Annotated in this window: 17 protein-coding genes; 11 read left to right on the top strand and 6 right to left on the bottom strand. The window is 73.7% G+C overall.

The features are described 5' to 3' along the window. Positions 1–183 precede the first annotated feature (183 nt). A complete protein-coding gene (locus ACIP9H_RS19615) occupies positions 184–1,422 on the top strand; it encodes a glycoside hydrolase family 10 protein (protein WP_401959921.1) in 1,239 nt (412 codons plus the stop codon). Between the two features lie 667 nt (positions 1,423–2,089). On the opposite strand, the gene ACIP9H_RS19610 is transcribed toward ACIP9H_RS19615, so the two are convergent. Both ACIP9H_RS19610 and ACIP9H_RS19605 read right to left on the bottom strand, forming a co-directional pair. Beyond that, positions 2,090–2,299 carry a DUF1918 domain-containing protein gene (locus ACIP9H_RS19610; RefSeq protein ID WP_401588968.1) on the bottom strand — a complete coding sequence of 70 codons (210 nt, stop codon included), beginning with the start codon at positions 2,297–2,299 and terminating at the stop codon, positions 2,090–2,092. A 101-nt stretch (positions 2,300–2,400) separates the two neighbouring features. Continuing rightward, positions 2,401–3,861: an aldehyde dehydrogenase family protein gene (locus ACIP9H_RS19605; protein WP_401588965.1), complete on the bottom strand. Its 1,461-nt coding sequence runs from the start codon at positions 3,859–3,861 to the stop codon at positions 2,401–2,403. Between the two features lie 300 nt (positions 3,862–4,161). Between ACIP9H_RS19605 and argC the strand changes: the two genes are divergently transcribed. The 6 genes from argC to ACIP9H_RS19575 are packed head-to-tail and all read left to right on the top strand — an operon-like array spanning position 4,162 to position 9,255. After that, complete coding sequence (gene argC / locus ACIP9H_RS19600) at positions 4,162–5,190, top strand: N-acetyl-gamma-glutamyl-phosphate reductase (RefSeq protein WP_401588963.1); 1,029 nt, start codon at positions 4,162–4,164, stop codon at positions 5,188–5,190. Next, positions 5,187–5,384, top strand: a complete 198-nt coding sequence (locus tag ACIP9H_RS19595) for a hypothetical protein (RefSeq protein WP_401588960.1) — start codon at positions 5,187–5,189, stop codon at positions 5,382–5,384. The genes argC and ACIP9H_RS19595 overlap by 4 nt, the downstream gene beginning before the upstream one ends. Next, positions 5,381–6,532, top strand: coding sequence for a bifunctional glutamate N-acetyltransferase/amino-acid acetyltransferase ArgJ (gene argJ / locus ACIP9H_RS19590; protein WP_401959919.1), 1,152 nt, complete (start codon positions 5,381–5,383; stop codon positions 6,530–6,532). Before ACIP9H_RS19595 ends, argJ begins: the two co-directional genes overlap by 4 nt. Further along, a complete protein-coding gene (gene argB / locus ACIP9H_RS19585; protein ID WP_401959917.1) occupies positions 6,529–7,470 on the top strand; it encodes an acetylglutamate kinase in 942 nt (313 codons plus the stop codon). The genes argJ and argB overlap by 4 nt, the downstream gene beginning before the upstream one ends. Beyond that, on the top strand, positions 7,467–8,705 hold the full coding sequence (locus tag ACIP9H_RS19580; RefSeq protein WP_401588951.1) for an acetylornithine transaminase: 1,239 nt from the start codon (positions 7,467–7,469) through the stop codon (positions 8,703–8,705). The genes argB and ACIP9H_RS19580 overlap by 4 nt, the downstream gene beginning before the upstream one ends. Positions 8,706–8,712: 7 nt before the next feature. Continuing rightward, on the top strand, positions 8,713–9,255 hold the full coding sequence (locus ACIP9H_RS19575; RefSeq protein ID WP_401588948.1) for an arginine repressor: 543 nt from the start codon (positions 8,713–8,715) through the stop codon (positions 9,253–9,255). 282 nt (positions 9,256–9,537) lie between these two features. Here ACIP9H_RS19575 and ACIP9H_RS19570 read toward each other — a convergent pair whose 3' ends face one another. The 4 genes from ACIP9H_RS19570 to ACIP9H_RS19555 are packed head-to-tail and all read right to left on the bottom strand — an operon-like array spanning position 9,538 to position 13,059. Beyond that, a complete protein-coding gene (locus ACIP9H_RS19570) occupies positions 9,538–10,317 on the bottom strand; it encodes an SDR family oxidoreductase (protein WP_401588946.1) in 780 nt (259 codons plus the stop codon). Between the two features lie 33 nt (positions 10,318–10,350). Continuing rightward, positions 10,351–11,088, bottom strand: a complete 738-nt coding sequence (locus ACIP9H_RS19565; RefSeq protein ID WP_401588944.1) for an FAD:protein FMN transferase — start codon at positions 11,086–11,088, stop codon at positions 10,351–10,353. A gap of 44 nt (positions 11,089–11,132) precedes the next feature. Then, positions 11,133–11,666 (bottom strand): FMN-binding protein, encoded by a 534-nt coding sequence (locus tag ACIP9H_RS19560; protein ID WP_401588941.1) that lies wholly within the window; start codon positions 11,664–11,666, stop codon positions 11,133–11,135. A gap of 7 nt (positions 11,667–11,673) precedes the next feature. Continuing rightward, on the bottom strand, positions 11,674–13,059 hold the full coding sequence (locus tag ACIP9H_RS19555) for a ferric reductase-like transmembrane domain-containing protein (RefSeq protein ID WP_401959914.1): 1,386 nt from the start codon (positions 13,057–13,059) through the stop codon (positions 11,674–11,676). A gap of 388 nt (positions 13,060–13,447) precedes the next feature. On the opposite strand from ACIP9H_RS19555, the gene ACIP9H_RS19550 reads away from it, so the two are divergent. The 4 genes from ACIP9H_RS19550 to ACIP9H_RS19535 all read left to right on the top strand — a co-directional run bounded on the left by ACIP9H_RS19550 (position 13,448) and on the right by ACIP9H_RS19535 (position 18,283). Further along, positions 13,448–14,641 carry an argininosuccinate synthase gene (locus ACIP9H_RS19550; protein ID WP_401588936.1) on the top strand — a complete coding sequence of 398 codons (1,194 nt, stop codon included), beginning with the start codon at positions 13,448–13,450 and terminating at the stop codon, positions 14,639–14,641. 92 nt (positions 14,642–14,733) lie between these two features. Next, on the top strand, positions 14,734–16,161 hold the full coding sequence (argH, locus tag ACIP9H_RS19545) for an argininosuccinate lyase (RefSeq protein WP_401588934.1): 1,428 nt from the start codon (positions 14,734–14,736) through the stop codon (positions 16,159–16,161). Between the two features lie 107 nt (positions 16,162–16,268). Further along, complete coding sequence (locus ACIP9H_RS19540; protein WP_401588931.1) at positions 16,269–16,850, top strand: TetR/AcrR family transcriptional regulator; 582 nt, start codon at positions 16,269–16,271, stop codon at positions 16,848–16,850. After that, complete coding sequence (locus tag ACIP9H_RS19535; RefSeq protein ID WP_401588928.1) at positions 16,847–18,283, top strand: MFS transporter; 1,437 nt, start codon at positions 16,847–16,849, stop codon at positions 18,281–18,283. The genes ACIP9H_RS19540 and ACIP9H_RS19535 overlap by 4 nt, the downstream gene beginning before the upstream one ends. The last annotated feature ends 64 nt before the right edge of the window (positions 18,284–18,347 follow it).

Here is an 18,347-nt window from a genome sequence, read left to right as displayed (position 1 = left end):
ACATTACACCCGGGTGGACCACCGCAGGCCGCCGGTGCGACGCGCCCGCGGGGCCGCACCCCGGGCCGTACTTGCGGTGTGCACAGGGCCGCCAGGGGACACGCCGGGGCCCGGCACGGGTTGCCCGGGACCGCCGGTTCGCCGCATGATCGGCCAGAAGTGACGGATCATCAGGGGGAATCGATGGCTCACCTCTCACGCAGGGCCTTCGCCGCCGGTGCGGCCGGGGCCGTCTCCGCCGCGCTGACGACGGCGGACGCGTCCGGTGCGGCGGCCCCGGCGGGCGGCGGCACCGCGCTGCCGCAGTTCCGGGGCATGTGGCTCGCCACGGTCGGGGGCCGCGACTGGCCGTCGGCCCGCGGCGGCACGCCCCGCGAGCAGCGCCGCGAACTGCTCGACTACCTCGACACGGCCGTGGACCGCCGGCTGAACGCCGTGGTCATGCAGGTCCGCCCCACGGCCGACGCGTTCTGGCCGTCCCCGTACGAACCCTGGTCGGAGTACCTGACCGGCGTTCAGGGCGGCGACCCCGGATGGGACCCGCTGGGCACCGCCGTGGAGGAGGCGCACGCACGCGGGCTGGAACTGCACGCCTGGTTCAACCCCTACCGGGTCGCCAACCACGCCGACCCGAAGCGGCTGTCGCGCGACCACCCCGCCGTGCGCAACCCCGGCTGGGCGGTCCCGTACGCAGGGAAGCTGTACTACAACCCCGGTCTGCCCGAGGTCCGCGACTTCGTCCAGGACGCGATGCTGGACGCGGTGCGCCGCTACCCCGTCGACGGCGTCCACTGGGACGACTACTTCTACCCGTACCCCGTGGCGGGCAAGGCGTTCGCCGACGACGACGCCTTCGAGCGGTACGGCGGCGGCTTCGCCGACAGGGCCGCCTGGCGGCGGCACAACACCGACCTCCTGGTGAGCGGGACCGCCGCGCGCATCAAACGCCTGCGGCCCTCGGCCCGCTTCGGCATCAGCCCCTTCGCGGTCTGGCGCAACGCCGCCACCGACCCGCGCGGCTCGGACACCCGAGGCGGCGTGCAGACCTACGACGACCTGTACGCCGACACCCGGGGCTGGGTGCGCAAGGGCTGGATCGACTACATCGCCCCCCAGGTGTACTGGAACATCGGCTTCGAGATCGCCGACTACGCGACCCTGGTGTCCTGGTGGTCCGATGTCGTCGCCGGCACCGGCACGCAGCTCTACATCGGCGAGGCCCTGTACCGGGCCGGCGGCGCCGGCGAGGCCAAGGCCTGGCAGGACCCGGCGGAGCTGTCGCGGCATCTCACCCTGGACGCCCGCCACCCCGAGGTACGCGGCAACATCTTCTTCTCCGGCAAGGAGGTCGTCGCCGACCCCATCGGCGCGATGAGCCGCGTCGTCCGCGACCACTACCCGACCCGGGCCCCGGCCCGCTGAGGTACGGCTCCGCCCGGCAGCCGGCCCACGGCCGGGGTGCCTCCACGCCGGGTCGGGGAGACCCGCTCATGGCCGCGCGACAGGGCGGTGCGCAGCGGGGGGCGGGGGCCGTCGGCCGTGCCGACGCCGCGCCGCGGGACCCGGTCGCCGGGCACCCGGCGCGGTTGTCGAAGCACACCCCAGGACCTGCGGCCGCGATGCGCCCCCACCCGCGGATCCCCCAGCCGCGCGGGAAGTTCCCCCGGCGACGCACCGAACCTGCGGGCACCCGCGCGGTGGCCGGGAGAAGCGTGGGTCCGGCCAGGGCTCTGCGGGGTGTGCGGCAGACGGCCAGGCCCAGGGCGGTGGCGCCGGTCAGCACGGCCGGCGACGAGCGCAGGGCGAGCAGCGCGGTGCTGTTCCGCACGTCCGTGGCGATCTCGTCCTGGAGCCCGCTCAGCCGTTCCGGGTGGCGGACCGTCGCGGGTGTCGACGTCCACCACCAGCCCCGCCGGCCGGGGCACTCCCCGTCGGCCTCGGCATCGCGGGGGGAGACCGGGACGGCGGCGCGCAGGCCCAGCCCGCCGTCCTCGCCCACCTATGCGAAGCAGCACTGGCTACCGCGGCCGCCGGCGGGCGGCCGCGGTACCGGGCGCGGGAGGTCGGATTCGGGCGGCGGAGCGCAGCGCTACGGCTGGGGGGTGCGGGTCACGCCGTGTTCGTGCTCCACCGTCGAGTCCGGTCCGGGCGACAGGATGCACTCGTGCCCGTCCTCGTACCGCACCCGGTACGGCGGCTCCCCGCTCTTGCCCATGACCTCGACGATCTCGGCCACCTTGTCGTGCTGGCCGACGACGCGGCCGTGCTGCCTGACGTGGTCACCCTTGTTCGCGTGCATCGGTCGACCTCCTGGGAACTCGGCGGTCCACGGCTTGGCCTCTCCAGTCTAGGGTCGGCGGCCGGGTCCGCACCCGCTGCGCGCGGGGTGCCCCGGACGCCTCAGAAGGGGTAGCGGGCCTGCTGGGTGGCGACGGTCAGCCAGCGGGTCTGGGAGAACGCCTCGATGCCCCAGCGTCCGCCGAACCGGCCGTGGCCGCTGGCCTGGACGCCGCCGAAGGGCGCCTGCGGCTCGTCGGCGACCGTCTGGTCGTTGACGTGCACGATGCCCGTGCGCAGGCGGCGGGCGACGGCCAGGCCGTGGGTGGCGTTCTCGGTGATGATGCCCGCGGTCAGCCCGTGCTCGGTGTCGTTCGCCAGGGCCACGGCGGTGTCGTCGTCCGGGAAGGAGGCGATGGTGACGAGCGGCCCGAAGGCCTCGGCGTGGTAGAGCTCCGCCTCCTTGGGGACGCCGGAGAGCACCGTCGCGGGGTGGAGCGCGCCGTCCGGCTCGCCGCCGCCGGTGAGCAGCGTGGCGCCCTTGCCGACGGCGTCCGCGACCAGGGCGGCCACCCGCCGCGCCGAGGCCTCGCTGACCAGCGGGCCGACGACGGTGTGCGGGTGGGTGGGGTCGCCCGCGGGCAGCGAGGCGACCTTCGCGGTGAACTTGGCCGTGAACTCCTCGACGAGGCTGTCGTGGACCAGCAGGCGGTCGGCGGACATGCAGATCTGCCCGGCGTTCAGGAAGACCCCGAAGACGGCGGCGTCGACGGCGTGGTCCACGTCCGCGTCCTCCAGGACGACCACGGAGTTCTTGCCGCCGAGCTCCAGGAGCACGGGCTTGAGGTGGCGGGCGGCGAGGGTGCCGACGATCCGGCCGACCTCGGTGGAGCCGGTGAAGTTGACGGCGCGGACCCGCGGGTCGGCGACGAGGGCCTCGGCGACTCCGGCCGCGTCCTCGCGGGCGTTGGTGACGACGTTGAGCACCCCGTCGGGCAGTCCCGCCTCGCGCAGCAGGTCCGCGACGAACAGCCCGCAGGCCACGGGCGCGTCCTCGCTGGGCTTGACGACGACGGTGTTGCCCGCCGCGAGGGGTGCCGCGACCGCGCGCACACCGAGGATGAGCGGCGCGTTCCAGGGCGCGAAGGCGGCGACGACGCCGAGCGGCTCGCGCACCGCCAGGCCGAGCACGCCCTCTTCTTGCGCGCTGAGCACCTCGCCGCGCGGGGCGGTGGTCGCGGCGGCGGCCTCGCGCAGGATCCCGGCGGCGAGTCCCACGTTGAAGTACGCCCAGGGGCGGGTCGCGCCCGCCTCGTGGGCCATGATCTCGGCGGCCTGCTCGGCGCGGCCGTCCAGCAGGTCGGCGGCGGTGAGGAAGATCCTGCGCCGCTCCACGGGGCTCAGTGCCGCCCATTCGGGGAACGCGCCGTGCGCCGCGTCCACCGCCCGCCGGATGTCCTCGGGGCCCCCGGCCGCGACGGTCGCCCAGACCTCGCCGGTGTACGGGTTGATGTCCTCGGCCGTACGTCCGGAGGCGGCCGGGACGTCCTTGCCGCCGATCAGCAGTTCGCGGGTGATGGTCATGGCAGCCCCTTGTCCGCGGCGAACTGCGTTGTTCGCCCAGTGAACCATCGTTCATTGAACTTTTGGCCACCGAGTTTCCGGCGCGGCAAGCGGTCTGTCAATGGACCGGGACGCGGTCACCGCGCGGGGGCCGCCCCTCATCATCACGTCGCGTTTCCATGGAGGTCGGGTCGATGCCGCCTGTCCGCAGCGGACTCCCGGCACGGTGCGCGGAACGGGCGGCATGCCCGGCGGGATCGCAGGGGGCTTTGCATAAAAGTTCCGGCGGCCGTATAGTCATGCCATCGATGAGGAGGGTCCATGGTGTACCGGGCAGCGGTGGCGGGTGCGAGCGGCTACGCGGGCGGGGAGATCCTGCGCCTGCTACTCAACCACCCCGAGATCGAGATCGGCACGCTCACCGCGAACTCCAGCGCAGGGCAGCGCCTCGGCGGCCTGCAGCCGCACCTGCTGCCGCTCGCGGACCGCGTCCTGGAGCCCACCGCGCCCGAGGCGCTCGCCGGGCACGACGTGGTCTTCCTCGCCCTGCCGCACGGCCAGTCGGCCGCCGTCGCGGAGCGGCTCGGCGACACCGCGCTGATCGTGGACTGCGGCGCCGACTTCCGGCTCGCCGACCCCGCCGACTGGGAGCGCTTCTACGGCACCCCGCACGCCGGGACCTGGCCGTACGGCCTGCCCGAGCTGCCCGGCGCGCGCACCGCCCTCTCCGGGACCCGCCGCATCGCGGTGCCCGGCTGCTACCCGACCGCCGTCTCCCTCGCGCTCTTCCCGGCGTACGCGGCCGGCCTGGCCGAGCCGGAGGCCGTGGTCGTCGCCGCCTCCGGCACCTCGGGCGCGGGCAAGGCGGCCAAGCCGCACCTGCTCGGCAGCGAGGTCATGGGCAGCATGACCCCGTACGGCGTCGGCGGCGGCCACCGGCACACCCCGGAGATCGTGCAGAACCTGACCGCGGCCGCCGGTGAGCGCGTCTCCGTCTCCTTCACCCCGACCCTCGCGCCCATGCCGCGCGGCATCCTCGCCACGTGCACGGCCGCGGCCCGGCCCGGGGTCACCGCCTCCGCCGTGCGCGCCGCGTACGAGAAGGCGTTCGCGGACGAGCCCTTCGTGCACCTGCTGCCCGAGGGCCAGTGGCCCGCCACCGCGTCGGTCTTCGGCTCCAACGCCGCGCTGCTGCAGGTCGCCCTCGACGAGGCGGCCGGCCGGATCATCGCGATCAGCGCCATCGACAACCTCACCAAGGGCACCGCGGGCGGCGCCGTGCAGAGCATGAACATCGCCCTCGGCCTGCCCGAGGGGACGGGCCTGAGCACCGCCGGAGTCGCCCCGTGACCCCGACGACGCTCAGTCCCGCCACCCGCGCGCGCCGCGCCGTCGCCGTGCTGCTGACCCGGGCCGCGCCCTGCGGCGCGGGTCCCGGCGCCGGCCCGGCCCGCCCGGCCGCCGAGCCGCACGAAGCCACCATCACGAAGTCCGCCCCCACCGGGTGGGCCACCGCGGAAGCGAAGAAGGAGACCACAGCGTGAGCGTCACGGCAGCGCAGGGATTCACGGCGGCGGGCATCGCCGCCGGGATAAAGGAGAACGGCAACCCGGACCTGGCCCTGGTGGTCAACCGCGGTCCGCGCCTCGCCGCGGCCGGCGTCTTCACCTCCAACCGCGTCAAGGCCGCCCCCGTCCTGTGGTCCGAGCAGGTCCTGCGCGGCGGCCAGGTCTCCGCCGTCGTCCTCAACTCCGGTGGCGCCAACGCCTGCACGGGCCCGCTGGGCTTCCAGGACACCCACGCCACCGCCGAACGCGCCGCGGCCGCCCTCGGCCACAGCGCGGGCGAGGTCGCGGTCTGCTCCACGGGGCTCATCGGTGTGCGGCTGCCCATGGACCGGCTGCTGCCGGGCGTGGACGAGGCCGCCGCGGCCCTGTCCCCGCACGGCGGCGAGAAGGCCGCCATCGCCATCAAGACCACCGACACCGTCCACAAGACCGCCGTCCACGACGGCGACGGCTGGAGCGTCGGCGGCATGGCGAAGGGCGCGGGCATGCTCGCCCCCGGCCTCGCCACCATGCTCGTCGTGATCACCACCGACGCCGACCTGGACTCCGCCACGCTGGACAAGGCACTGCGCGCCGCCACCCGCACCACCTTCGACCGCGCCGACTCCGACGGCTGCATGTCCACCAACGACACCGTGCTGCTGCTGGCCTCCGGCGCCTCGGGCGTCGTCCCCGGGTACGAGGACTTCGCCACCGGCGTCGAGCGGGTCTGCGCCGACCTCGCCCGCCAGCTCATCCGCGACGCCGAGGGCGCCTCCAAGGACATCAGGATCGACGTCGTGAACGCCGCGACCGAGGACGACGCGGTGGAGGTGGGCCGTTCCATCGCCCGCAACAACCTCCTCAAGTGCGCCATCCACGGCGAGGACCCCAACTGGGGCCGGGTGCTCTCGGCGATCGGGACGACCTCCGCCGCCTTCGAGCCCGACCGCCTGAACGTGGCCATCAACGGGGTCTGGGTCTGCAAGGCCGGCTCCGTCGGCGAGGACCGCGACCTGGTCGACATGCGCTACCGCGAGGTGCAGATCACGGCGGACCTCGCCGCGGGCGACCAGACCGCGACGATCTGGACCAACGACCTCACCGCCGAGTACGTCCACGAGAACAGCGCCTACAGCTCATGAGCGCCCGCAAGCACACCGCCCTGCCCAAGGCGCAGATCCTCGTCGAGGCACTGCCCTGGCTGACCCGGCACCACGGCAGGACGGTCGTCGTCAAGTTCGGCGGAAACGCCATGGTCGACGAGGAGCTGAAGGCCGCGTTCGCGCAGGACGTCGTCTTCCTGCGGCACGCCGGGCTCAAGCCCGTGGTCGTGCACGGCGGCGGCCCGCAGATCAGCGCGCAGCTCGACAAGCAGGGCCTGGTCAGCGAGTTCAAGGCGGGGCTGCGGGTCACCACACCCGAGGCCATGGACGTCGTGCGCATGGTGCTGGCGGGGCAGGTGCAGCGCGAGCTGGTCAACCTCCTCAACCAGCACGGCCCCCTCGCGGTCGGCATGACCGGCGAGGACGCGCACACCATCAGCGCCACCCGGCACCGTCCGGTCGTCGACGGCGAGGCCGTCGACATCGGGCGGGTCGGCCAGATCACCGCGATCGACACCGGCGCCATCGAGGCCCTGCTCGACGACGGCCGCATCCCGGTCGTCTCCTCCATCGCCCGCAGCGCCGACTCCGGCGACGGGGCCGGGGTCTACAACGTCAACGCCGACACCGCCGCCGCGGCCCTCGCGGCCGCGCTCGGCGCGGAGACCCTGATGGTCCTCACCGACGTCGAGGGGCTGTACGAGGACTGGCCGAACAGCGACGAGGTCATCAGCCGGCTCACCGCGAGCGAGCTGGAGAAGCTGCTGCCCGAGCTGTCCAGCGGCATGGTCCCCAAGATGGAGGGCTGCCTGCACGCCGTACGCAACGGCGTGAACACCGCCCGGGTCATCGACGGGCGCGTCCAGCACTCGATCCTGCTGGAGATCTTCACCGACGAGGGCATCGGCACCATGGTGGTGCCCGACGCCGCGCACCGCACTGCCAACGGAACTGTGAACCAAGGGGGACGGGCATGACCGGGACCGGAGACGCGAGCAAGCAGGGCAACCAGGGCAACGCTGCGCTCACCGAGCGCTGGCAGGGCTCCCTGATGGACAACTACGGCACACCGCGGCTGCCGCTGGTCCGCGGCGAGGGCGCCACCTTCTGGGACGCCGACGGCAACACGTACCTGGACTTCCTCGGCGGCATCGCCGTCAACGCGCTCGGCACCGCGCACCCCGCCGTCGTGCGCGCCGTGTCCGAGCAGATCGCCACCCTCGGCCACGTCTCGAACTTCTTCGTCGCCGAACCCACCGTCGCCCTCGCCGAGCGGCTGCTGCAGCTGTCCGGCCGGCCCGGGCGGGTGCTGTTCTGCAACTCCGGCACCGAGGCCGTCGAGGCCGCCTTCAAGATCGGCCGGATGACGGGCCGTACGCACATGGTGGCGACCGAGGGCGGCTTCCACGGGCGCACCATGGGCGCCCTCGCGCTCACCGGGCAGCCCAAGAAGCAGGAGGCGTTCCACCCGCTGCCGGGCGACGTCACGCACGTGCCGTTCGGGGACACCGAGGCGCTGCGCGCCGCCGTCACGCAGGACACCGCGCTGGTGGTGCTGGAGCCGATCCAGGGCGAGAACGGCGTCGTCGTGCCCCCGGCCGGCTACCTTGCCGCCGCCCGCGAGATCACCCGCGCCGCCGGGGCCCTGCTCGTCCTGGACGAGGTGCAGACCGGTATCGGCCGCACCGGCCACTGGTTCGAGCACCAGGCGCAGGGCGTCGAGCCCGATGTCGTCACCCTCGCCAAGGGACTCGGCGGCGGGCTGCCCATCGGCGCGGTCCTCGCCTTCGGGCCCGCCGCGGACCTGCTGACGCCCGGTCAGCACGGCACCACCTTCGGCGGCAACCCGGTGGCCTGCGCCGCCGCACTGGCCGTCCTCGACACCATCGCCGCGGACGGCATCCTGGAGAACACCAAGCGGCAGGGCGAGAAGCTGCGGCAGGGGATCGAGGCGCTGGGGCACCCGCTGGTCGCTCAGGTGCGCGGTGCGGGCCTGCTGCTGGGTATCGTGCTCACCGAGCCGCTCGCCGCCCAGGTGCAGAAGGCGGCTCAGGACGCCGGACTCCTGGTGAACGCCGCCGTACCCGACACGGTGCGGCTCGCCCCGCCGCTCATCCTCGGTGACGCGGAGGTGGCGGCCTTCCTCCGGGCGCTGCCGGGGGTCCTGGACGCCGTCCAGGCCCAACACGAGGGAACGCGAGCCGGAGAATGACACGACGATGAGCGAGGCGCAGCAGCAGGCCGGCGCAGCCGCGGCCGTACCGCAGACCCGGATGGCACGCCACCGGCGGATCGTGGACATCCTCAACCGGCAGCCGGTGCGGTCGCAGAGCCAGCTCGCCAAGCTGCTCGCCGACGACGGGCTGACCGTCACCCAGGCGACGCTCTCCCGGGACCTCGACGAGCTCGGCGCCGTCAAGATCCGCACCAACAACGGCGAGTTGATCTACGCGGTGCCGAGCGAGGGCGGTTTCCGCACGCCGCAGGCCCCGCTGGGAGAGTCGGTGAAGGAGGAGCGCATGCGCCGCCTCGCGGGCGAACTGCTCATCTCCGCCGAGGCCTCGGCCAATCTCGTCGTCGTGCGCACGCCCCCGGGCGCGGCGCAGTTCTTCGCCTCGGCGATCGACCAGGCCGAGGTGTGGGACATCCTCGGCACCATCGCGGGCGACGACACCGTGATGCTGATCAGCCGCGACCCGTCCGGCGGGCAGGCGGTCGCCGACCACCTGCTCCGCCTGGCCGGGGGCGGCGCCGAGCGCTGAGCCCGGAGCCCCTCCGGGTGCGGCAGCTGGCGGTGTGTCAGACGACGGGGCTGTTGATGCCGGTCCCCGTCACGTAGCCGGCGCGGTCCGACAGCAGGAATGAACTCCGCGGCGCGTCCTACGCGGCCGAGGGGGATGCCCGACTCGCGGCCCATCGTTGCGTAGAGCTCCGCCGCGGTGATGCCGCGCTCGGCGGCCTGGCGGTCGCCGACCACCTGCTCCGCCTGGCCGGGGGCGGCGCCGAGCGCTGAGCCCGGCGCCGCACGACAGCCTGTCGACGAGTCAGACGACCGGGCTGAGGCCGCCGTCGAGGTTGATGCCGGTCCCCGTCACATAGCCGGCGCGGTCCGACAGCAGGAATGCCACCAGATCCGCGAACTCCGCGGCGCGCCCCACGCGGCCGAGCGGGATGCCCGACTCGCGGCCCATCGTGGCGTAGAGCTCCTCCACGGTGATGCCGCGCTCGGCGGCCTGGCGGTCCCACTGCCCGCTCTCGACGAGGCCGACGAGCACGGCGTTGACGCGGATGTTGTCGGGGCCGAGCTCCTTCGACAGCGCCTTGGTGAGCGCCAGGCCCGCGGCCCGGGACACCGAGGTGGGAGTGCTGCCCGCGCCCGGTGCCTTGGCCGAGACGGCCAGGGTGTTGACCACGCTGCCGCCGCCCGCGGCGCGCAGGTGCGGCAGCGCCAGCCGGGTCAGCCGGACCGCGGCGTGCAGCTTGAGGTCCAGGTCCTCCTCCCACACCGAGTCGTCCTGGCGCTCGAAGAATCCCGCCGCGCTGCGGCCGGCGTTGTTGACGACGGCGTCGATGCGCCCCCAGCGGCCGTCCGCGGCGGAGACGAAGCGCTCCAGGTCCTCCGCGCGGGTCACGTCGGCGGGCACGCCGAGGACGTCCGCCCCGGCGGCGCCCAGGTCCTTGACCAGGTGCTCGATGCGCTCGGCGTCGCGGCCGCACAGCGCCACCCTGGCGCCCTCGGCGGCCAGCCGCCGGACGAGGGCCGCGCCGAGTCCGTCGGACCCTCCGGTGACCAGCACGACCCTGTCGCTCAGATGCAGATCCATGGACGCATTCTTGCCACCGGGAACCGCTGATCGTCAAGCGCTCAACTGCGCGGTGAGACCGCCGAATCCCCGGGTCTGCCAGGTGGTGCCGTCGGTCTCCACGGCGAACGCCTCCGTGTCGGGGAGCTCTTCCAGCCACTCGCGCGCGGCCGGGCCCATGGCGTAGCCGGCGGTGGCCAGCACGTCCGCCTCGGTGAGCCCGCGGCGGACCACGGTGAGCGAGGCGAGCCCGTCCGCGGGCGGCTCGCCGGTGCGCGGGTCGAGGATGTGGCAGCCGCGTTCCGCGGGACCGGAGGTGGCCACGGCGAGTTCGCCGTCCGCGCTCTCCACGACGGTCGCGAGGCCGCCCGGCCGCAGCGGGTCCGCGATGCCGACCCGCCACGGGCCGCCGGTGAGCTGCACGTCCCCGCCGCCGTTGACGCACACCGACTCCGCGCCGGCGGCGGCGACGGCGCGCGCGGCGCGTTCCACCGCCCAGCCCTTCACCAGGCCGGTGGGGTCCGGCGCGGCGTCCGGCCCGGCGTAGCGGAGCGTGAACCAGCCGCCGGTGGTGCGTTCGGCCTCCGCGCACCGCCGCAGCACCTCGCGCACCTCGGGGGAGCAGTCCTCGGGGCCGAGTTCGCCGCGGCCGAGCCGGCTGATCTCGCTGTCGGGGCGGTAGGTGGAGAACAGTGCGTCGGCCTCGTGGAGCCCGGCGACCGCGGCCCCCAGGGCCGCCCGCACCCGCGGGTCACGGGCACCGCGGACGTCGAAGGAGAACACTGTCCCCATGCAGTGTTCGACGTGGCGCAGTCGAGGAGGGTTGTCGGACACGGTCAGACACCGGCCTTGTCCAGCGCACTCTGCAGGGACTGCTGGTAGCCCTGGCTGGTGAAGGAGGCGCCGGAGACGGTGTCGATGGCGGCGCTCTGCGCGGTGACGGCCGCCTGGTTGAGCCGCGGGATCGCGGAGGCGGTCAGCTGCTCGCTCATCGGGGTGCCGCTCGGGGCCTGCACCGCGCTCGCGGCGGTGATCCGCCCGCCCGCCACGGTGATGCTGACCTGCACCGGCCCGTAGCTGGTCTGCGCCACGTCCCCGGTGACGGTCCGCGCGGCGGGCGCGGCGGGCCGCGCGGGCGCCGCGGACCTGTCCGGCGACCGGCCCGCCGGCGCGGACGGCACCGGCACCGACGGGTCGCCGCCGGCCGCCGAGGGCTCCGCCGACACCGGCGGCTGCTGCTGCGGCGGCCGGGCCCCCGCCTGGGCGGCGAAGGGCGCGGTCGTCGGCTTCAGTGCCAGCAGCAGCACAATGGCGGAGACGGTCGTGGCACCGGTCAGGACGATCCGGCGCAGCGGATGCTTCTTCTTCACGGGCACCTCACAGCTTGAAGGACTCGTGGTGGATGCGGCGTTCGGGCACCCCGGCCTCCCGCAGCGCCGCATAGGACTCCTCGGCGAGCCCCGGCGGCCCGCACAGGAAGACGTCGTGCTCCTCGATGTCGGGCAGCATCCGGCGCAGCGCCTCCGCGGTGATCTCCGGGCGGGCCCCGCCGGGGCCGTTGACCGCGTAGACCAGACGGGCGCCGCGATCGGCGGCGATCTCCTGCAACTCGGCCCACAGCGCCAGGTCCTGCTTCCTGCGCGCGCGGTAGAGCAGCGTGAGGTCGCCGGGCGCGGCCGGCAGCGTCTCGAACAGCGCCCGCAGCGGGGTGATGCCCGCGCCGCCCGCCAGCAGCAGCACCTTGCCGCCGCGGCGCCGCGAGGCCGTCATCGCGCCGTACGGCCCCTCCGCCCACACACGGGTGCCGGGCCGCAGCCCGGCCAGTGCCGAGCTGTGCCCGCCGGCCGCCTTGACGGTGATGCGCAGCAGGTCGGGCCGGGGCGGCGCGGACAGCGAGTACGGGTTGGAGCTCCACCGCAGCCCCTCGGCGAGGAACCGCCAGCGGAAGAACTGGCCGGGCTCCGCCCCCAGCCGGTGCAGCCGCCGCCCCTTGATCAGCACCGACACCACGCCTGGCGCCTCCTCCACGGTCTCCTCGACCCGCATGCGGTGCTTGAGGTTGAGCCGTACGGGCACCAGCACCCGGTACCACAGCACCAGGGCGGTGACGGTGCCGTAGAGGGCGTACCAGACGGCGCGGGCCGTCGCGTCGCCCGCGAACTCCGCGCCGGTGGCGAGCTGGTGCCAGAACGTCAGGTAGACGGCGGCATAGGTGAGCAGATGGATGTAGTACCAGGTCTCGTAGCGCATCCTGCGCCGCAGGGCACCGGCCGAGACGAAGCCGATGACCAGGAGCAGCACGGTCCCGGCGGTCGCCTTGACCATCTCGGGGTAGTCCAGGACCACGCTCGCCGTCTGCCGGGTGATCGGCTGCCCGGACTGCGCGGAGTAGCCCCACAGGATGAGCACGACGTGCGCCACGACCAGGGAGATCGCGTAGCGTCCGGTCATCGCGTGCCAGCGGGCGACCCGGTCGGAGCCGACCCGCCGTTCCAGGGCCGGGACCCGGGCCATCTGCAGGACGACCAGGGAGATCGCGTAGCCGCCGAGCAGGCCGGTGATCCGGCCGGCCGCGATCAGCCGGTCCGCCGCCACCGGCCGGACGTAGGGGGTGTTGCCCCACCACAGCCAGACGACCCCGGCAGCGCCCGCCCAGGCCAGCAGGAGCAGGGGGACCGCGGGGGAGCGGCGGGGACGGATCCGGCGCATGGCCTGCCGTCTGCCCGCCCTGCTGTTGTGGATCATCGTGCTCGTGGCCGCCATGCGAGGGCATACGGGCGGCAGTTCGACGTGACTCAATGCGGGGCTTCGGCTGACGGTCGGGGGAGGCGTGTGCTAAGCGCGGGCCTGCGTGGTCGGGTGCGGGTTCGTGGGTGGTTGCTCGCGCGGTTCCCCGCGCCCCTTCGGGCGCGATCCCGGGCCGCGGTTCCCGGGACCCGCGGCCACGGGCGGCCCTGCGTGGACCTGCGTGGTCGGTTGCGGGTTCGTGGGCGGTTGCCCGCGCGGTTCCCCGCGCCCCTTCGGGGCGCTGACCTGCGGTGATGCGGGTGATTGACGAAACATACGAGAGAGTGCATACTTATACCCATCAGCGTATGCATCATCACGCCCCGCCATACGCTCTCGACCTCGCGCACCAAAGGAGAGACCCGTGACCGAGCGCGTCGTACTCGCCTACTCGGGCGGACTGGACACCTCCGTCGCCATCGGCTGGATCGCCGAGGAGACCGGCGCCGAGGTCATCGCCGTGGCCGTGGACGTCGGCCAGGGCGGCGAGGACCTGGACGTGATCCGCAAGCGGGCCCTGGCCTGCGGCGCGGTCGAGGCCGAGGTCGCCGACGCCAAGGACGAGTTCGCCGACGAGTACTGCCTCCCGGCGATCAAGGCCAACGCCCTCTACATGGACCGCTACCCGCTGGTCTCCGCCCTCTCGCGGCCCACCATCGTCAAGCACCTGGTGGCCGCCGCGAAGAAGCACGGCGCCTCCGTCGTCGCCCACGGCTGCACCGGCAAGGGCAACGACCAGGTCCGCTTCGAGGCCGGCATCTCCTCCCTCGCGCCCGACCTCACGTGCATCGCGCCGGTCCGCGACTACGCGATGACCCGCGACAAGGCCATCGCCTTCTGCGAGGAGAAGAACCTCCCGATCGCCACCACCAAGAAGTCCCCGTACTCGATCGACCAGAACGTCTTCGGGCGCGCCGTCGAGACCGGCTTCCTGGAGGACATCTGGAACGCCCCGATCGAGGACGTCTACGAGTACACCCAGAACCCGGCCACGCCCCGCGAGGCCGACGAGCTGGTCATCACCTTCAAGCAGGGCGTCCCGGTCGCGATCGACGGCAAGCCCGTCACCGTCCTGCAGGCGATCCAGCAGCTCAACGAGCGCGCGGGCGCCCAGGGCATCGGCCGGATCGACATGGTCGAGGACCGGCTGGTCGGCATCAAGTCCCGCGAGGTGTACGAGGCGCCGGGCGCGATCGCACTGATCACCGCCCACCAGGAGCTGGAGAACGTCACCGTCGAGCGCGAACTCGCCCGCTACAAGCGGCAGGTCGAGCAGCGCTGGGGCGAGCTGGTCTACGACGGCCTGTGGTTCTCCCCGCTCAAGCGGGCGCTGGACGGCTTCATCGAGGAGGCCAACCAGCACGTCTCCGGTGACATCCGGATGACCCTGCACGGCGGCCGCGCCGTCGTCACCGGCCGCAAGTCCGCCGAGTCGCTGTACGACTTCAACCTGGCGACGTACGACACCGGCGACACGTTCGACCAGTCCCTCTCCAAGGGCTTCATCGAGATCTTCGGCATGTCGTCGAAGATCGCCGCCAAGCGCGACCTGGCGTAGTCAGTAGCCTCGGTACAGCAGCCCGCCTCCCCGCCCGTTCCACGGCGGGGAGGCGGCCGCACATCGCACCACCGACGGAAGCGAGCGAAGAGTTGAGCAGCAACACCGGTGACGTCCGGCTCTGGGGCGGCCGTTTCGCCGACGGCCCGGCGGAGGCGCTGGCCAAGTTGTCGGCGTCCGTGCACTTCGACTGGCGGCTCGCGCCGTACGACATCGCGGGCTCCCGCGCCCACGCCCGCGTGCTCACCGCGGCGGGCCTGCTGACCGGGGACGAGCTGACGCGCATGCTGGCCGGCCTCGACCAGCTGGAGGCCGATGTCGCCGACGGCAGCTTCACCGGCACCATCGCCGACGAGGACGTCCACACCGCCCTGGAACGCGGCCTGCTGGAGCGGCTCGGCCCCGACCTCGGCGGCAAGCTGCGCGCCGGCCGGTCCCGCAACGACCAGGTCGCCACGCTCTTCCGGATGTACCTGCGCGACCACGCCCGTGTGATCGGCGGCCTGGTCGCCGAGCTCCAGCACGCCCTGGTCGCGCTCGCCGAGGCGCACATCGACGTCGCCATGCCGGGCCGCACGCACCTCCAGCACGCGCAGCCGGTGCTCTTCGCCCACCACGTCCTCGCCCACGTCCAGGCGCTGTCCCGGGACGCCGAGCGGCTGCGGCAGTGGGACGAGCGGACGGCCGTCTCTCCGTACGGCTCCGGCGCGCTGGCCGGGTCCTCGCTCGGCCTGGACCCGGAGGCCGTCGCGCGGGACCTCGGGTTCGAGCACGGCTCGGCGGCCAACTCCATCGACGGCACCGCCTCGCGGGACTTCGTCGCCGAGTTCGCCTTCATCACGGCGATGATCGGCGTCGACCTGTCGCGGATCGCCGAGGAGGTCATCATCTGGAACACGAAGGAGTTCTCCTTCGTCACCCTCCACGACGCCTTCTCGACCGGCTCGTCGATCATGCCGCAGAAGAAGAACCCCGACATCGCCGAGCTGGCGCGCGGCAAGTCCGGCCGCCTCATCGGGAACCTGACCGGCCTGCTGGCCACGCTCAAGGCGCTCCCGCTCGCGTACAACCGCGACCTCCAGGAGGACAAGGAGCCGGTCTTCGACTCCTGCGACACCCTCGAGGTCCTGCTCCCGGCGTTCACCGGGATGATGGCCACCCTCACCGTCAACCGCAAGCGCATGGAGGAGCTGGCCCCGGCGGGCTTCTCGCTCGCCACCGACATCGCGGAGTGGCTGGTCAAGCAGGGCGTCCCGTTCCGGGTGGCGCATGAGATCGCCGGTGAGTGCGTCAAGGTCTGCGAGGCCGAGGGCATCGAGCTGGACCAGCTGACCGACGAGCAGTTCGCCAAGATCTCCCCCCACCTCACCCCCGAGGTGCGGACGGTGCTCGACGTGCCCGGCGCGCTGGCCGCCAGGAACGGCCGGGGCGGCACGGCGCCCTCCGCGGTCGTCGTCCAGCTCGCCGAGATCAAGCGGGACCTGGCCGTGCAGCTGGCCTGGGCGCAGGCCAAGAGCTGACCACGCTCCTCTTTCCCGATGCGGCCCGGCCGGAGCTGATACTCCGGCCGGGCTTCATCGGACTCTTGAATGAGACGTTCGTGTCTCATTTCGGCTACCCTTGTCTCATGAGCTTCCAGCGTGAGCAGGTCCTGCGCGACACGGCCGAGCTGCTCTCGCGCCGCGCCACCGCCTCCATGGACGAGATCGCCAAGGCGGCGGGCATCAGCCGGGCCACCCTGCACCGGCACTTCCCCGGCCGGGACGCGCTCGTACGCGCCCTCGGCACGCTCGGCATCGAGCAGACCGAGGAGTGCCTGGACGCTGCCCGCATCGAGGAGGGCGACCCCGTCGAGGCCGTCCGCCGGCTCATCACCGAGGCCATGCCCGTCTCCGGCTTCCTCGCCTTCCTCTACGGCGAGAACCAGCTCTACGACCTCGACGAGATCAACGACGGCTGGGCCCGCATCGACGGCCGCGTCGCCGCGCTCTTCCGCCGCGGCCAGGAGACCGGCGCCTTCCGCTACGACCTGACCCCCGCCTGGCTCGTCGAGGCGCTGTACGCGCTCATCGCCGCCTCCGCCTGGTCCGTCCTGGACGGCCGCATGGCCCGGCGCGACTCCGCCCGCATGGTCACCGACCTGCTGCTGGGGGGCATGCTGCGCGTGCCCGGCACGGAGGAGGGCCGCCGGACAGGGAGCGCGTCATGACCACCACCGCCCCCGCCGGCACCCTCCGCCGGGACGACCGCGGCCACCCCGGCCGCTGGCTCGCGCTCGGCGTGCTCACCCTCGCCCTGCTGCTCGTCGCCGTCGACGCCACCGTCCTGGGCCTCGCCATCCCCTTCCTCACCGAGGACCTGCGGCCCACCTCCACCCAGCTGCTGTGGATCGGCGACAGCTACTCCTTCGTCATCGCCGGCCTGCTGGTCTCGATGGGCAGCCTCGGCGACCGCGTCGGCCGCAAGCGGCTGCTACTCACCGGCACCGCCGCCTTCGGCGCGCTGTCGGTCCTCGCCGCGTACGCCACCACGCCCGGGACGCTCATCACCGCCCGCGCGCTCATGGGCGTCGCCGGCGCCACCCTCATGCCGTCCACCCTGGCCCTGATCCGCACCCTCTTCCCCGACGCGCGCGAACGCAGCTTCGCCATCGGCGTCTGGGGTGCGGTCTCGACCGCCGGTGCGGCGCTCGGGCCGGTCGTCGGCGGTGTCCTGCTGGAGCACTTCTGGTGGGGCTCGGTGTTCCTCATCAACCTGCCGGTGATGGCCGTCCTGCTGGTCGTCGGCGCGCGTCTGCTGCCCGAGTCCCGCGATCCGGGCCGCGGACCGTGGGACCCGGCGAGCGTGCTCCTGTCGCTGCTCGGCATGTTCGGGGTCGTGTACGCCGTCAAGCAGCTCGCCGTCCACGGGCCGGGACCGACTGCCCTCGGGGCCGGACTGCTCGGCGCGGCGGGCCTCCACGGCTTCGTACGCCGCCAACTCGCCCTGCCCGTACCACTGCTGGACATGCGGCTGTTCCGGCACCGCGGCTTCTCCGGGGCGGTGCTGGCCGACCTGCTCACCGTGCTCGGGCTCGCCGGGATCGTCTTCTTCCTCTCCCAGTTCCTCCAGGAGGTCCAGGGCCGCTCCCCGCTCCAGGCGGGCCTGTTCGAGCTGCCCGCCACGCTGGGTGCCGCGGGCACCGGCCTCGTCGCGGGGGCCGTCGCCCGGCGCTGGTCGGTGCGGGCCGCCGTCACCGGCGGCCTGGGCGCCACCGGGCTCGCCCTGGTCGCCCTGCTGGCCCTGCGGCCCGGCTCGGGCTTCCTCTACCTCGGCGGCGTCCTGCTCGTCACCGGGGCCGGGGCGGGACTCTCGTACACCGTGACCGCCGACGTCATCCTCTCCAGCGTCCCGCCGGCGCAGGCCGGTGCGGCCTCCGGCGTCTCGGAGACGGCCTACGAACTCGGTGCGGCCCTCGGCATCGCCCTGCTCGGCTCGATCGTCACCGGCATCTCCGGCGGCCCGGCCTCGGCGGCGCCCGCCGCGTTCACCGACGGCCTGCGGACGGCATCCGCCGTGGGCGGCGGCGTCCTGCTGGTCGCGGCGGCGGCCGCCTGGGGGTTGCTGCGGGGGCAGCGGCTCGCGGGAGCGGTGCGCCGCTGAGCCGCGCGTGGCATTCGGGTGGGTTCGGTGTGTTCGCCCGTGCGGGTGGGGGGTGCTGCGCGTG

The sequence above is a fragment of the Streptomyces sp. NPDC088732 genome (genome assembly GCF_044751205.1).
In the GTDB taxonomy this organism is placed as follows: domain Bacteria; phylum Actinomycetota; class Actinomycetes; order Streptomycetales; family Streptomycetaceae; genus Actinacidiphila.
Note: the sequence above shows the minus strand (reverse complement) of the source record. Positions and strands in the feature narration are given on the sequence as shown.